General features: G+C 54.5%; 15 protein-coding genes, 1 tRNA gene and 1 pseudogene. 5 read left to right on the forward strand and 12 right to left on the reverse strand.

What is annotated here, in order from left to right; translation table 11 throughout:
* The first annotated feature begins 100 nt into the window (after window positions 1-100).
* Window positions 101-1606, forward strand: coding sequence for a flavin-containing monooxygenase (locus GRI36_RS13460; protein WP_160598913.1), 1506 nt, complete (start codon window positions 101-103; stop codon window positions 1604-1606).
* 46 nt (window positions 1607-1652) lie between these two features.
* Window positions 1653-2408, forward strand: a complete 756-nt coding sequence (locus tag GRI36_RS13465; protein WP_160598914.1) for a competence/damage-inducible protein A — start codon at window positions 1653-1655, stop codon at window positions 2406-2408.
* A gap of 78 nt (window positions 2409-2486) precedes the next feature.
* Here GRI36_RS13465 and rplA read toward each other — a convergent pair whose 3' ends face one another.
* The 4 genes from rplA to GRI36_RS13485 all read right to left on the reverse strand — a co-directional run bounded on the left by rplA (window position 2487) and on the right by GRI36_RS13485 (window position 6433).
* Window positions 2487-3182, reverse strand: a complete 696-nt coding sequence (rplA, locus tag GRI36_RS13470) for a 50S ribosomal protein L1 (protein ID WP_160598915.1) — start codon at window positions 3180-3182, stop codon at window positions 2487-2489.
* A 4-nt stretch (window positions 3183-3186) separates the two neighbouring features.
* Window positions 3187-3618, reverse strand: coding sequence for a 50S ribosomal protein L11 (rplK, locus tag GRI36_RS13475; protein WP_160598916.1), 432 nt, complete (start codon window positions 3616-3618; stop codon window positions 3187-3189).
* A 211-nt stretch (window positions 3619-3829) separates the two neighbouring features.
* Window positions 3830-5425, reverse strand: coding sequence for a cisplatin damage response ATP-dependent DNA ligase (locus GRI36_RS13480; protein ID WP_160598917.1), 1596 nt, complete (start codon window positions 5423-5425; stop codon window positions 3830-3832).
* A 3-nt stretch (window positions 5426-5428) separates the two neighbouring features.
* Window positions 5429-6433, reverse strand: coding sequence for a ligase-associated DNA damage response exonuclease (locus GRI36_RS13485; RefSeq protein ID WP_160598918.1), 1005 nt, complete (start codon window positions 6431-6433; stop codon window positions 5429-5431).
* Between the two features lie 112 nt (window positions 6434-6545).
* Here GRI36_RS13485 and GRI36_RS13490 point away from each other — a divergent pair, with 112 nt between their 5' ends.
* Entirely contained in the window at window positions 6546-7217 is a 672-nt protein-coding gene (locus tag GRI36_RS13490; RefSeq protein WP_160598919.1) for a PspA/IM30 family protein, read from the forward strand.
* Window positions 7218-7330: 113 nt separating this feature from the next.
* Here the strand turns inward: GRI36_RS13490 and nusG are convergent, their stop codons facing one another.
* Both nusG and secE read right to left on the reverse strand, forming a co-directional pair.
* Complete coding sequence (gene nusG / locus GRI36_RS13495) at window positions 7331-7867, reverse strand: transcription termination/antitermination protein NusG (RefSeq protein ID WP_160598920.1); 537 nt, start codon at window positions 7865-7867, stop codon at window positions 7331-7333.
* 111 nt (window positions 7868-7978) lie between these two features.
* Window positions 7979-8185: a preprotein translocase subunit SecE gene (gene secE / locus GRI36_RS13500; protein ID WP_160598921.1), complete on the reverse strand. Its 207-nt coding sequence runs from the start codon at window positions 8183-8185 to the stop codon at window positions 7979-7981.
* 311 nt (window positions 8186-8496) lie between these two features.
* On the opposite strand from secE, the gene GRI36_RS13505 reads away from it, so the two are divergent.
* Entirely contained in the window at window positions 8497-10035 is a 1539-nt protein-coding gene (locus GRI36_RS13505) for an alanine/glycine:cation symporter family protein (protein WP_160598922.1), read from the forward strand.
* A 90-nt stretch (window positions 10036-10125) separates the two neighbouring features.
* Here the strand turns inward: GRI36_RS13505 and GRI36_RS13780 are convergent, their stop codons facing one another.
* Both GRI36_RS13780 and GRI36_RS13510 read right to left on the reverse strand, forming a co-directional pair.
* Complete coding sequence (locus GRI36_RS13780) at window positions 10126-10275, reverse strand: hypothetical protein (RefSeq protein ID WP_202392182.1); 150 nt, start codon at window positions 10273-10275, stop codon at window positions 10126-10128.
* Window positions 10276-10460: 185 nt separating this feature from the next.
* Window positions 10461-10536 (reverse strand) — tRNA-Trp (locus GRI36_RS13510).
* A gap of 125 nt (window positions 10537-10661) precedes the next feature.
* On the opposite strand from GRI36_RS13510, the gene aat reads away from it, so the two are divergent.
* Window positions 10662-11408: a leucyl/phenylalanyl-tRNA--protein transferase gene (gene aat, locus GRI36_RS13515; protein WP_202392286.1), complete on the forward strand. Its 747-nt coding sequence runs from the start codon at window positions 10662-10664 to the stop codon at window positions 11406-11408.
* A 35-nt stretch (window positions 11409-11443) separates the two neighbouring features.
* Here the strand turns inward: aat and GRI36_RS13520 are convergent.
* The 4 genes and pseudogenes from GRI36_RS13520 to GRI36_RS13535 form a co-directional block, all read right to left on the reverse strand.
* A pseudogene (locus GRI36_RS13520) lies at window positions 11444-11857 on the reverse strand (DUF2155 domain-containing protein); the annotation flags it as partial.
* 2 nt (window positions 11858-11859) lie between these two features.
* Window positions 11860-12258 (reverse strand): NADH:ubiquinone oxidoreductase subunit NDUFA12, encoded by a 399-nt coding sequence (locus GRI36_RS13525; RefSeq protein ID WP_160598923.1) that lies wholly within the window; start codon window positions 12256-12258, stop codon window positions 11860-11862.
* Window positions 12259-12340: 82 nt separating this feature from the next.
* Window positions 12341-12844: a DUF192 domain-containing protein gene (locus tag GRI36_RS13530; RefSeq protein WP_160598924.1), complete on the reverse strand. Its 504-nt coding sequence runs from the start codon at window positions 12842-12844 to the stop codon at window positions 12341-12343.
* 1 nt (window position 12845) lies between these two features.
* Window positions 12846-13448: a regulatory protein RecX gene (locus tag GRI36_RS13535; protein ID WP_160598925.1), complete on the reverse strand. Its 603-nt coding sequence runs from the start codon at window positions 13446-13448 to the stop codon at window positions 12846-12848.
* Window positions 13449-13559: the final 111 nt, after the last annotated feature.

A 13559-nucleotide genomic window follows, 5' to 3' on the forward strand; every position in this document is an offset into this window, starting at 1 on the left:
GCTGCCTAGCGTTCCCGATCCGCTTCGTCAGTATTAAATTGCAACCTGACTGGCAATTGCGGCGAAGCTGTGCTTCATTGTGGCATCAGGAGAGAAGAAGATGCTCGCGACTGCACCCGATTTTGACATGCTGATAGTTGGCGCCGGTATTTCCGGCATCGGTATGGCCGCGCATATGGAAATGCAATGTCCGGGCAAGAATTACACCATTCTTGAAATGCGCGACAATCTGGGGGGAACATGGGATTTGTTCAAATACCCCGGTATTCGGTCCGACAGCGACATGCACACACTTGGATTTGTGTTCGAGCCATGGAAGCATGAAAAAAGCATCGCCGACGCGCCTTCAATTATGGACTATCTGAACACCATCGTTGATGAACGCGGCATCCGCGACAAAATCCGCACCGGCCACAAGGTCATCTCTACCGACTGGCGTAGCGATGAGGCGCGCTGGCATGTGACCGTTCAACTGGCAGACGGATCACAAACATTGATGACCGCCAATTTCCTTTATTTGGCATCAGGTTATTACGATTATGATGAGCCTTACGATGCCGGTTTCGATACGGGCGCATTCAAGGGTCAAGTCATCCACCCGCAATTCTATCCCGAAGATCTCGATTACGCCGGAAAGAAAGTGGTGGTGATCGGATCGGGTGCAACAGCGGTGACTATCGTGCCGTCGATGACCGACAAGGCCGCGCATGTAACAATGCTGCAACGCACACCGACATGGATGTTCTCGCGCCCTGCCAAGGACCGGCTTGCAAACTTTCTGCGTAAAATCCTGCCCGAAAAACTGGCCTACAAGATCACCCGCTGGAAAAATATCAAGATGCAAGACTTTGCGTTCAAGCAGGCGCGAAGCCGGCCTGAGCGGGTCAAAAAGGCGTTAAAGAAGAGCATCGTCCAATCGCTCGGCGAGGATAAGTTCCACGAGCCCACTTTTACTCCACCATATGATCCATGGGATCAGCGACTGTGTTTGGTTCCCGATGCGGATCTGTTTGAAGCAATGAAATCAGGCAAGGCTGACATCGTCACTGCCAAAATTTCACGATTTACCGAAACAGGTATCGAGCTCGACAATGGCGATCATTTAGAGGCCGACATTATCATCACAGCAACTGGTTTGAAATTGGCCATTGCTGGCAAAATCGCAGTCAGCCAAGATGGCGAGCCAGTCGATTTTGCAGAGCGGTTTTATTACAAAGGCTGCATGTTCTCGAACCTGCCTAATTTGGCGGTCGTGTTCGGCTATCTCAATGCAAGCTGGACTTTGCGCGCTGATGTGAACTCCGATTACATATGCAGAGTGCTGAAGGCGATGGACGCCAAGGGCTGCGATATAGCAGAGCCGGTTCTGCCCGACGATCATGGCTTGGAAGAGGACGATATTTTCGACTTTTCTTCCGGTTACATCCAACGCGGCAAACATATTATGCCGCGCAACGCGGTTGCCTATCCTTGGCGGCTTAATCAGGAATATATCTCCGACCGCAAGATTATGCGCGACAGCCCGGTTGAAGATGGCCTGTTGTCGCTGCGCAAAGCCGGTGCCAATTCGTTGCATGAAGGTGAAAAGATGGAACCTGCAACCTAGCAAAACGCCGCTTCACGGATTGCGCCGGATGGCGTAACCCGCCGGCATGACCAAAAAAATATACACCGCCGGCCTTATCATTATCGGCGACGAAATCCTGTCTGGCCGCACGCATGACAAAAATATTGCTCAAGTCGCCAGCTGGCTGCAAGTGCAAGGCATCCGCTTGGACGAAGTGCGTGTGGTCGCTGATGTCGAAGAGCGAATTGTCGAAGCAGTAAACGCGCTGCGGGCTCGCAATGATTATTTGTTCACCACAGGCGGCATTGGCCCGACGCATGACGACATAACTGTAGACGCAATTGCGGCGGCGCTCGGGGTCGGGGTAATAATCCATCCAGAAGCCCGCGCAATCCTCGAACGCTATTACTCAGACAAAGGTGGCTTGAACGAGGGTCGCTTGCGGATGGCTCGTGTGCCCGAGGGAGCAGAACTGATCCCCAACCGAAAATCAGGCGCGCCCGGCATCAAAATTGGCAATCTGTTCCTGATGGCGGGCGTACCGCATATCACCGCCGGTATGCTCGACGCGCTAACCGGCACGCTTGAGGGCGGCGAGCCCTTGCTGTCGGAGACAATCGGATGCTGGGTTGCAGAAAGCGAAGTGGCTGAATTGCTACGTGAAGCCGAACAAGGCCATGAAAACTGCCAAATCGGCAGCTATCCCTTCTTCCGTGGCGGCAAGGTCGGTGCAAATTTCGTCATCCGCTCCACACACGCAGATGATCTGCAAAGCTGCGCCGACACGTTGTGCGATGGGCTGAGCGTAGCCGGATATGATTTCACCCCCGGCGGGATTTAGGGTCCAAATTCACCAAACAAAAAGGGCCGGAGAGGTTTCCCTCTCCGGCCCATAATTTCTTCGGATTGGAAGGGTCGCTTACGCGCCTTCAATTTCCGCCAGATCAATCTTCAGGCCTGGGCCCATTGTCGAGGTCAGCGAGACCTTACCAACATATTTGCCTTTCGAACCCGTTGGCTTCGCTTTCACGATCGCTTGGGTCAGTGCGGTGAAGTTGCTCTTGATGTCGCCATCCTTGAACGACAACTTACCGATCCCTGTATGAATGATACCGTTTTTCTCAACGCGAAATTCAACCTGGCCGCCCTTGGCGTCCTTAACGGCTTGTTCCACGTTAGGAGTGACAGTGCCCAGCTTGGGGTTTGGCATCAGGCCCTTAGGACCCAGAACCTTACCCAAACGGCCAACAACGCCCATCATGTCTGGGGTTGCGATCACGCGGCCATAATCGAGATTACCAGCCTGCATGTCTTCCATCAAATCTTCAGCGCCGACTTTATCAGCACCAGCGGCCAGAGCCTTTTCGGCGTTTTCGCCACGAGCGAAGACAGCGACCTTGACGTCTTTGCCAGTGCCCGAAGGAAGCGATACCATGCCGCGAACCATCTGATCTGCATGACGCGGATCAACCCCAAGGTTCATCGCTACTTCGACAGTCTCGTCAAACTTCTTGCTGCTGTGTTCACGCAGAACAGCCAGTGCCTCGTCAAAACCATACCGCTTTTCGCTGTCGAGCTCTGCGCGGACTTTTTGTGCTTTCGTTTGCTTAGCCATCAGATCAGCCCTCCGCTACTTCGAGACCCATCGAACGCACGGAGCCTTCGATGATCTTCATTGCTTGGTCGATATCGTTTGCGTTCAGATCAGCCATTTTTGCTTCGGCAATTTCTTTCACCTGAGCGCGGGTAACAGAACCGGCAACAACTTTGCCCGGCTCCGAAGAACCCGACTTCAGCTTCGCAGCTTTCTTGATGTAATAGCTGGCTGGCGGTGTCTTGGTCACGAATGTGAACGAACGGTCCGCATAGACAGTGATTACTGTCGGGATAGGAGCGTTCTTTTCAAGTTCCTGCGTGGCAGCGTTAAATGCCTTACAGAATTCCATGATATTAACGCCGCGTTGACCCAGTGCCGGGCCGATTGGCGGGGATGGGTTGGCAGTGCCCGCGGGCACTTGCAGCTTGATATAGCCTTCAATCTTCTTGGCCATTAGAGGCCTCCTTTCACACTGTCAGGCGGCCGTTCCCGAACGAACCGATCCGCCTTCATGTTAAGTGGTCAAACGGTAAGACAGATTTACTCCGCCTCACCTCCCACGCGATATCCCAGTTGGGAAGCGGCGCTGATAGCGTTTTACGGGAAGAATGCAAGGTTTAGCGTCACCGATTGATTCGGGCGGGTATCGGCCAAGGTACGCGAAATCAATCGGCAACCAATGCTCTCAGAGATTCAATCCTATCAGCTTCATGAGCAGGCTTATCCCAGCGGACGCGATGGATGCGCGGAAAACGCATAGCAAGCTTGGATTTGTGACGCTTACTTTCGTGAACGCTGTCAAAAGCGACTTCGAAGACAAGCACTTTTTGAGTTTCGCGGACAGGGCCGAAGCGGTTTATCTTGTTCTGGCGCACATGACGGTCAATTTTCTTAAGCTGATCATCGGTAAATCCCGAATACGCCTTGCCTACCGGGAGCAATTCGGCCCCTTCGTCGGGGTCACCATCCCAGCAACCGAATGTGTAGTCAGAAAAGAAGCTAGAGCGTTTGCCGGACCCTCGCTGGGCATACATCAACACGCAGTCAATCAGCAGCGGATCGCGCTTCCATTTGTACCAAAGCCCGGTCTTACTGCCCGAAACATAGGTGCTGTCGCGGCGCTTCAGCATCAGCCCCTCGATTGCGTCGTCGCGCGTTCCCTCACGGATCTTAGCAAGATGCTTGAAATCCGTAGCCTCCACCACCTGGCTGATATCAAAATGGCTGCTTGGGAGCCGAGAGATGAAGCGTTCCAAATGTTGTCGGCGATCTTGCCAAGCGAGAGCACGCAAATCCTCGCCAGCCAAACTCAAGATATCATACAGTCTTGCGAAGGCTGGTGATTCTGTAAGCATTTTCTTACTCACTGTCTTGCGCCCAAGCCTCTGCTGAAGGGCGTTGAAGCTTGCCGCGCCGCCCGCATTACCCCCTTGGGTGGAGCCACGAACCAGCAATTCACCATCCAGCACTGCCGGAATTTCCAATGCGCCTACCATTTCCGGAAGACTCGCCGAAATATCATCGCCGCTGCGAGAATAGACCCGCGTATCACCTCCAGCGTGGACAATCTGGACCCTGATACCATCCCATTTCCATTCCGCCGCGTAATCCGCCAGATCGACAACAGTGTCCTCTAGCGGATGAGCAAGCATGAATGGGCGGAACAGCGGCAGATTCCCGATCTCGGGAGGGTCCTCGCCGTCGGCAGCCCAAGCAAACAATTGTTCGTATGGCGGCGCCAAAGCGTGCCAATATTCCTCAACTTCGTCGATTATCACTCCGAAGGCTTGCGCGAATGCGACCTTGCCCAATCTTGCCGAAATACCGATCCTCATGGCGCCAGTTGCCAGTTTGAGCAGAGCGTAACGGCCCGAGGAGTCGAGGCGATCCATAAGCTTGGGAAGTTCGGTCAGTACTGTTGCCCGAGTCAAACCTTCGAGAAATGCGACAGCCTCTGCCACGCTAGGCGGCGGCCCGGTACCTTCAATGGGATCAGGCCACAGCAAACTGGCGCATTCAGCCGTGTCACCCACGAAATCGCGGCTCAACGCCCACAACTCCGGGTCGACGCGATCTTTCATAATGTTGCGAATTGCCGTGGATTTTACTGCCTTAAAATCAAGTCCGTCGGTTAATGCAGCGAGCGCCCACCCTCGGTCAGGGTCGGGCGTTACACGCAGATATTCTGCAATCAGACGCAGTTTCTCGTTGCGGCTTCGCGTATAAACCAACGCATCAATGAGGGCGGCAAATTTCTGCAACGGCTAGTCGTCCTCATCCTCGCGCCCAACCATAGCGAGCGCGCGGGCCTTGCGCTGATTGAGTTCACACCAGCGTAGCAAAGCGTCTTCGCGGCCATGGGTTATCCAAGTTTCCCGCGGGTTCACATCGCCGATTGTCGTAGTAAGCTCATTCCAATCTGCATGGTCGGAAATCACCAAGGGCAGTTCAACATTACGTTGCCGCGCCCGCTGGCGTATCATCATCCAACCGCTGGCCATTGCAGTGATCGGATCAGGCAGTCGCCGGCTCCACCGGTCGTTAAGCGCAGAGGGAGGGGATATCACAATGTGCCCCCTCATTTCATCCTTTGGCGCATCACCGACCAACCGCAATTCCCCCAAAGCTACGCCCCACTCTTCGTAAAGTCGGCACATCTTTTCCATGGCACCATGGAGGTAAATTGGTGCGTTATAACCAGCCGCCCGTAACTCCGCGATTACCCGCTGGGCTTTACCCAGCGCGTATGCCCCCACCAGCACGCAGCGATCGGGATAGGCTGCAAGCGCATCGGTCAGTTTGGCAATTTCCTGCTCGATCGGTGGATGGGTAAATACAGGCAGGCCAAATGTCGCCTCGGTTATGAGAATATCGCAAGGAACCACTTCAAACGGCGGGCAAGTTGGATCTAGTCTGCGTTTGTAGTCGCCGGTAACGATTACGCGTTCACCAGCATGCTCCAGCAAGACCTGCGCGCTACCCAATACGTGTCCGGCCGGGTAATATGTAGCGTCTACACCACCCGGCAGTCGAATGGTTTCCCTATATTGCACGGGCGTCGCGCCATCGCTGGTATTGTAGCGCAGCTTCATGATAGCGAGCGTCTCTGGCGTAGCTATCGTCGCTTCGTGACCGCCGCGCGCGTGATCCGCATGGCCGTGGGTTACTAATGCCTTGCCAACAGGCTCAGACGGATCAATCCAGCAGTCAGCTGGGCCAACATGGATGCCGTGCGGGTGAGGGGTAATCCATGAATAAGTTGAGTCCATACGGGTTTAATGCCGGCAGGACATAATCCGTTCCCCAAGAATTTGTTAATTGGTTGCACCTTAGGCCTTGTTAGTATTATGTTTTAATATGGGTTTTGAGGGTCAAAAAGCTATGCATATTATTGTTCAGGTCAGAAATTTGGTGTCGAGCAACGTAGCAACGATGGTCGAACAGGTATCCAACCCAACAAAAATGCTGCGGCTGCTTCGCAAGGAAATTGAAGAAGCCGACATTGCGCTTCATGGGGAGATCAGCAAGCTGACCCGGCAGAAGACGCGCGCTGAGGCATCCGCCCAAAGGCTGACCGAGGAAGTCACCAGTTGGTCAGAAAAAGCCAAAGTTGCGATGGATCATGGCCGCGAAGATCTGGCCCGTTCGGCACTGCTCGCGCGCGAAGATATTAAATTGCAGGCCAAGAATTTCAAAGCCGATACCAAGCGACTGGCAGACGAAATTTCCGTTGCAAGGGCCGCGCTGGAACAGCTTGAAGCGAAGCTGGCCGAAACCAATTCGCAGCTAAGGGCAAGGGAGGCAAGCGAATCTGCAAGCCGCGTTGCAACCTCAGCGGGTCCAGCAGATAGCACCGCCGACAGGCAGATGGACCGGATTGCCAATCTGGAACGCCGTGTCGATCATACGCTCGGCGATCAGCCACAAACTGGAAAATCAGCGGCTACAATAGATGCAGAAATTGCCGCAATGGGCCGCGACGCCGCGGTTGATGCGGAGCTGGAGAAGCTGAGAAGCAGCGCTGGCACCAAGAAAAAGCGCAAAACTGAATAATCTACGCGCACCATCTCGATGCAGCTTGCGAACATCGCGAGGTGCAGGTCAGATACAAAGAGGGCCCCGGTTTAATGCCGGAGCCCTTTCTTGTTTGCGCTTGAAAAAACGGCTTACTTTGACAATTCGACCTGTTCGAATTCCAATTCCACCGGAGTGGCGCGGCCGAAGATCGATACAGAGACCTTGACCTTGGCTTTGTCGAAATCGAGTTCTTCCACCACACCATTGAAGCTGGCGAATGGGCCGTCGAGCACTTTGACCGAATCGCCGATCTCGTAATCGACGTGAATGTCTTTTTTCGGAGCCGCCTTGGCTTCCTCGACACCGCCGAAATAGCGTGCGGCTTCTTTATCGGTGATCGCTTGCGGCTTGTTGTTGGAACCTAAAAAGCCAGTAACCTTTGGCGTGTTCTTGACCAAATGGTAGACATCATCGGTCATACTCAACTTGGCCAGCACATAGCCCGGCATAAATTTGCGTTCGGTCTGTACCTTCTTTCCGCGTTTGATTTCTGTGATGGTTTCCGTCGGCACTTCGACTTCTTCGACACCGTCGGACAAACCAAGACGCTCCGCCTCGGAAATAATCGCGTCGCGAACCTTATTTTCGAAACCCGAATATGCGTGGATGATGTACCAACGAGCCATCTTTGATCCCTGTAAGAAAGTCATGTTCCGCAGTCTTGATAAACTGCATTGTTACGAAGCAAGCATGCGGCCCTGCCAAGGCGCGAAAATCAGGCCCGAGGGCCCCAAAAGTCAAGCCAGTGTCAGCAGCCAACTGACCAACGAGCCGAAGCCAGTGTCAACCAGCAAAAAGAACAGCGACAGGATAACCATCATGATGCCAACAAAGATAGCAGTCGTGATTGTCTCCTGGCGGGTCGGCCAAACCACTTTGCTGGTTTCGGTCTGCACCTGGCGAATAAATTCTGCCGGTGACGTCTTGGAGCTTTTTTCTGCCATCTGCCTCAGCTTTCGCTGTCCATTGTTAAAAACAGTGTGAAAGAATCACACGTCCGAAAAATAATCTCTTCCAGAATGGGGGTAACGCCGCCCCGGTTCAAGTCCGGGAGGGGCTGTAACACCAACAATTGTCGGAAGACGCGAGCTATCTAGGCGGGAGGGCTCTGAAAAGCAAGACGGAGATGCGCCTCTCCAAAGATAGGCCCAAACACTGGCCAGAAGGCAGGTAATGCGCGTGCTTTTGGACTGGCATTGCTGCTGGCATGGCTCTAGCGTGCGCGGCAATATTAGGGATTAGGGGGAGCCAATCAATGGCCGCTAGCGACACTGCCGGATCGAGCTTGATCGATCAGGTAACCAATGTTTCCGACTTTATATGGGGTGGCACATGGAATGGGGAGGCGCTTCCTTGGCTGTCCATCGGCGGCCAACCGATCCCCCCCATGACGTTGATCCTGCTGGGTATCGGCATGTGGATCATGATTGGCCTGAAGTTTTATCCGATCCGGAAGCTTGGCAGTGCCTTCAAAGGCCTTTTCTCCAGCCGTAAAAGCGATGGTGCGGGCGAAATTTCGCCTTTCGCCGCGCTTTCGACTGCTTTGTCCGGCCAAGTTGGTACCGGCAACCTTGCAGGGGTTGCAACTGCGATCACGTTGGGCGGACCGGGCGCGATTTTCTGGATGTGGGTGACCGCATTGGTTGGCATGGCACTGGCTTTTGCCGAAGGTTCGCTAGCGATTCGTTACCGCGAGAAGACATCAGACGGCGTTTATCGCGGCGGGCCGATGAGCTATATCATGATGGGTCTGGGCAAGAAATACACTTGGCTTGCCATCCTGTTTTGCCTGGGCACGTTGTTCTCTGCATTAGTAACTGGTAACTCCATCCAAGCCAATGCGGTCGCCGACGGCTTGAATGAACTGTTCGGCATTGAGGAATGGCTCGGCGGATTGATCGTCGCGGTGCTGGTATTCATCGTAATCATTGGCGGCATCAAATCCATTGGCGGCGTGGCGGAGAAGATCATTCCGTTCATGGCTGGTGCCTATGTGCTGATGGCCGTTATTGCGCTGATCCTGAACTTCGGAGATTTGCCAGCAACCTTTGGCCTGATCTTCAACGGAGCATTCAACACGCAAGCTGCCACCGGCGGCTTCTTGGGCGCTGCGATCATGCTCGCAATTCGTGCAGGTGTGGCTCGTGGGTTGTTCTCTAATGAGGCTGGTCAGGGTTCCACTCCAATCGCTCATGCCGTGGCGCAAACTAACGATCCCGAACAGCAGGGACGCATGGCAATGCTGGGCACTTTCATTGATACAATCGTGATCTGCACCATGACCGCACTAGTGATGTTGACTGTGAAAGGCGATTTCACCGCCGGCGGTGAAGCCGTAGCGCATGCGTGGAATTCTGACTTGCAGGGTTTCGCCATGACCAGCGGTGCGTTTGCAGCGGCATTCCCGTTTGAAATTGCCAGCGTTCCAATCGGTACGTTGGTCGCTTCAATTGCGCTGATCCTGTTCGTGTTCACCACATTGTTGACGTGGAGCTATTATGGCGAACGTGCGATCACCTTCATATATGACCGCGTACCGGGCTCGACCCGCGGCGGAGAGAAAGTGCTGCACATGATCTGGCGCGTGCTGTGGTGCGTAGTGATTTATATCGGCGCTTCGCAGGATCTGACCTTGGTCTGGCGCCTAGGAGACATTTCCAACGCAGCGATGGCATTGCCCAACTTGCTCGCATTGGCGTTGCTGTCAGGCGTTGTCTTTAAACTGGCTCAGGGCGACAAGACAGCCGGCCCTGATCACCATGCTGATACGCCGGAAGAACCCGAAGAATACTGACGGTTCGATCCCGCATGCGAATATAAAAAGGGGCCGGCCGTTATGACCGGCCCCTTTTCTGTTTAGGGGGCTCTTATTACGCGGGTGGCGCTATCTTGCGCCAAACAGCCGAGCGAAAAATCCAGGCTCATCCATCGGCAAGATCGGACCGTGCGCCATATAGCGTTGCGATGCATCGCGGTGCGGGCGTGGTTGGACCCAGCGATCGGGAGTGCTGGAACGAAAAGTCAAACTCGACATAACCTATTCTCCTTTATTGCATCAGTTCACCGCTACTAATGCACAGACTGGCTATGCGGTTCCTGAACATCTTTGATGCCTTGGGTTCATGTAGGTGACGTTTACGCACGCAAATCGGCGCGCATCTGCGCAAAAGCAGATCAAACACAGCGGAGCGTTATCCGGATATTGTTGAGAAAATTGCCTGGCAGGAGCGCACGGACTCGAACCGTGGGCCCTCGGTTTTGGAGACCGATGCTCTACCAACTGAGCTACGCTCCTGCAGGCAAGCGCGCATCTATAGCGATGCTTGACCTATGGCAAGCCACTCAATTGCCCAGCCTTCGCCCTTCTCCGCGAAGATAGAAGCTAGGATGTTTTCGCTCGCGCAGTTACAACGCTCCTTTATGCATGCTCCTGTACCACCTTTGATTCCGGCAGACATGCTGCTGCTTGCCTATCGCAGTGGAATTTTCCCAATGGCTGATAGCCGCGACGATCCCGAGATATTCTGGGTCGAGCCCAGAGAACGAGCGGTATTTTCGCTGGAAGAATTTGCTCCAGGCCGAACCCTAAGGAAGATTGTCAGGCAAGACCGTTATCGTGTCACGTGTGACACAGCCTTTGCCGATGTGGTCGCGGCGTGTGCAGCCCCCCGACCCGGGCATCCCGAAAGCTGGATCAGCCACAGGATCGCCGCCAGCTACGCCGCCTTGCACGATTTAGGACATGCCCATTCGATCGAATGCTGGGATGGCAATGACTTGGTTGGCGGGCTTTATGGGGTCAGCTTTGACCGCGTGTTCTGCGGCGAAAGCATGTTCAGCCGAGCCGATAATGCGTCAAAAGTAGCGCTCGTATGGCTCGTTGCCATCTTGAAGGAGGCGGAAGTCACGCTGCTTGATTGCCAGTTCATGACTGACCATTTGGCATCGCTGGGTGCGGTGGAAATGAGCCAAGACGATTATGTCAAACTGGTGCAGCAAGCGCGGGGGCTAGCTGCCAAAACCTTGGGAGAAGCTTATTCGGCGCTGGTCGGAGCTGCTGCGGGTAGCGGTTCGGCCGGAGTCGCAAGAGCTGAATCAGGCGCAGGTGCTCGGGCTGCATCGTCGCCGGGAAAACTCATCGCGCAATCTTTCACCCAGACATCATAAATCGGGTGCTCAACCACATTGAGAGATGGCGATTCCTTAAACAGCCAGCCTGAAAAAACTTTACGCCAATTTTCGGTTTCGCCGGTATCACGCACCAGAACCTGCACAAATGCACCAGTTTCTTTGGGCATTTCCCAAGGCGCGGTGCGTTCACAAGCTGACAGCCGGATTATTACATCGCCAATCCGGCGCGATTCCCCCGGTTTCAATTCCAAGTCCTGCGACAGATTATTGCGCTTGTTCAGCAAGCCGATCGTCGCTGTGCGCTCCGCCATTGGCGTGCCGATCTGGGCTTCATCCGCCGCTGACGCAGGTGATCTTGCCTTTTCCTTCAACGAATCAGGAATATCGGTTTCATCAGGCTTTGGAGCAGGAGGGCCATCTTCGCCGCACGAGGCCAGCGCCAATGCCAAAACCGGCGCCCAGATCACTGCGGCAAAGCGGCGCATGATCAGGAGTCCGGCGTCCAGGCTTCGTAATCGCCGCTCGCCTTAGCGCGCTTGCCGCCCTGTTCCAGCGCGCCAGCAGGACGGTATGCCTGCGCAGTACCGGTAGCATTGGGGGTGTAATCCACCTCCCAGATTTTTGCTGGCGGCAAGTGGCTTTCGGGAACATCAACAAATGATCCGTGCAGCCAGCCGTGCCATTCCGCCGGAACGCGGCTTGAATCATTGGCGCCGTTATAGATGACCCAGCGCCGTTCACGCTGGCCATCCTTGGACTTTTTGGCACGGTGATACGTGTTACCTTGCGCGTCTGTCCCGACCTTTTCGCCAGTCCGCCAGCTGTTGAGCAGAGTGCCGATGGTCGCACCATCCCACCACGTGAAAATCTTGCCTAGAAAGCTCATGCAGCGCGGTTAGCCGATTCGGCGCGGCTGGCCAAGCCTGAAACCTTCGTAAATGCGCAGCTGAAACCCTATGGCCGGGGCTCTAACGTTGCCATTGCACAATATCGCCCGCTTTGATGCCCAGCTCCTCTGCCCGGCCGCCTGCGATTTCGAACACCAGTGCAGTCATACCTTTGGATGATACGGGGTCCAATGAATACGGCACGGTATTGGCAGCGATATTGAGTATCTCTCCGTCCATGCCGACAAAGATTATATCCAGTGGAAGCGGTGTGTTCTTCATCCAGAAGCTTGCAATATCTGTAGGGTTACGAGGAAAAATCATCCCTTCATTCGGGCCAAGCTCAGTCCTGAACATCAACCCTTTGCTCTGTTCTTGCGCAGTTGCCGCAACCTCGACCTGGAAAAGATGGCGCTGATCGCCGCTGGCGACGGTCAAAGGCACTACCCGAAGACCGGAAACCGGATGGACACCAGCGGTTGATTCTGCTGCGGCCGGATCGCTAGCCAGTTGCGGAGAGCAAGAGGCAACGAACACAGCGAAGGAAATCACCGTGCTTGCAATCAATTTGTTCAAATTCACCATATCAATCCTCAAATCCCGTATCGAATGACGATGCCTGGGCTGCTTCTTCGCGGGCCTCGCTAACCCACTCATCCACCGCTTGCACATTTCGCGCATTTATCACCAGCCGCACATTATCAAATCCATGGCCTGCGCGCAGCATAGCAGCAATCTGTTTTTCGCGGCGGTCAGGCTCCAACGTGCCAACGAAATAGGGGCCGAAGCGCCGTTTACGCGCCATTGTCTGCACAGCTTCGCGTTTTGCCAAGTCGCCGGGTGCAAGGTTATCGCGGATCTCCTCGCTTACTCCGGCTGCGTATAACGCCTGCGTTACGCGGCGCGGGCCATATCCCCTACCCAACAAACCGCCAGCCTTGGCTTTGGCGTACAGTGCATCATCAATATAACCCAGATCAACATAACGGGCGCTGATCGCAGATAGATCGGGTTCGCCCTCATCATCCCAGCCCCGCTCGCGCAATTTTCGCTTTAGATACGTCTCCAGCTTGGCCGCAGTGGTCGAAAACCTCGCTACGTATGCTAACGCCAATTCCTGCAATCGCGAGCTATCGAGCGGCTTCGGAGGCCGCTTGATCCGCTCTTTAGGGAATTTCCTATCGCTCATTGGTCATATTCGTGCCACAGTTCGGGAGAAATGGGAAAGATTAGACAGGCGTTATACATTATGTAACGCTGACAGGGATGCATGGAAGCGCATATTCAGCGCGCAATATAC

Source organism: Pontixanthobacter gangjinensis (genome assembly GCF_009827545.1).
In the GTDB taxonomy this organism is placed as follows: domain Bacteria; phylum Pseudomonadota; class Alphaproteobacteria; order Sphingomonadales; family Sphingomonadaceae; genus Pontixanthobacter; species Pontixanthobacter gangjinensis.

What these genes read in the sequence shown, in the direction of transcription:
- GRI36_RS13505 (WP_160598922.1), top strand. Translation starts at nt 8,497, where the DNA reads ATGGCCGCTAGCGACACTGCCGGATCGAGCTTGATCGATCAGGTAACC.
- GRI36_RS13535 (WP_160598925.1), bottom strand. Translation starts at nt 13,448, where the DNA reads ATGAGCGATAGGAAATTCCCTAAAGAGCGGATCAAGCGGCCTCCGAAG.
- secE (WP_160598921.1), bottom strand. Translation starts at nt 8,185, where the DNA reads ATGGCAGAAAAAAGCTCCAAGACGTCACCGGCAGAATTTATTCGCCAG.
- GRI36_RS13780 (WP_202392182.1), bottom strand. Translation starts at nt 10,275, where the DNA reads ATGTCGAGTTTGACTTTTCGTTCCAGCACTCCCGATCGCTGGGTCCAA.
- aat (WP_202392286.1), top strand. Translation starts at nt 10,662, where the DNA reads ATGCATGCTCCTGTACCACCTTTGATTCCGGCAGACATGCTGCTGCTT.
- rplK (WP_160598916.1), bottom strand. Translation starts at nt 3,618, where the DNA reads ATGGCCAAGAAGATTGAAGGCTATATCAAGCTGCAAGTGCCCGCGGGC.
- GRI36_RS13465 (WP_160598914.1), top strand. Translation starts at nt 1,653, where the DNA reads ATGACCAAAAAAATATACACCGCCGGCCTTATCATTATCGGCGACGAA.
- GRI36_RS13485 (WP_160598918.1), bottom strand. Translation starts at nt 6,433, where the DNA reads ATGGACTCAACTTATTCATGGATTACCCCTCACCCGCACGGCATCCAT.
- GRI36_RS13490 (WP_160598919.1), top strand. Translation starts at nt 6,546, where the DNA reads ATGCATATTATTGTTCAGGTCAGAAATTTGGTGTCGAGCAACGTAGCA.
- nusG (WP_160598920.1), bottom strand. Translation starts at nt 7,867, where the DNA reads ATGGCTCGTTGGTACATCATCCACGCATATTCGGGTTTCGAAAATAAG.
- rplA (WP_160598915.1), bottom strand. Translation starts at nt 3,182, where the DNA reads ATGGCTAAGCAAACGAAAGCACAAAAAGTCCGCGCAGAGCTCGACAGC.
- GRI36_RS13530 (WP_160598924.1), bottom strand. Translation starts at nt 12,844, where the DNA reads ATGGTGAATTTGAACAAATTGATTGCAAGCACGGTGATTTCCTTCGCT.
- GRI36_RS13460 (WP_160598913.1), top strand. Translation starts at nt 101, where the DNA reads ATGCTCGCGACTGCACCCGATTTTGACATGCTGATAGTTGGCGCCGGT.
- GRI36_RS13525 (WP_160598923.1), bottom strand. Translation starts at nt 12,258, where the DNA reads ATGAGCTTTCTAGGCAAGATTTTCACGTGGTGGGATGGTGCGACCATC.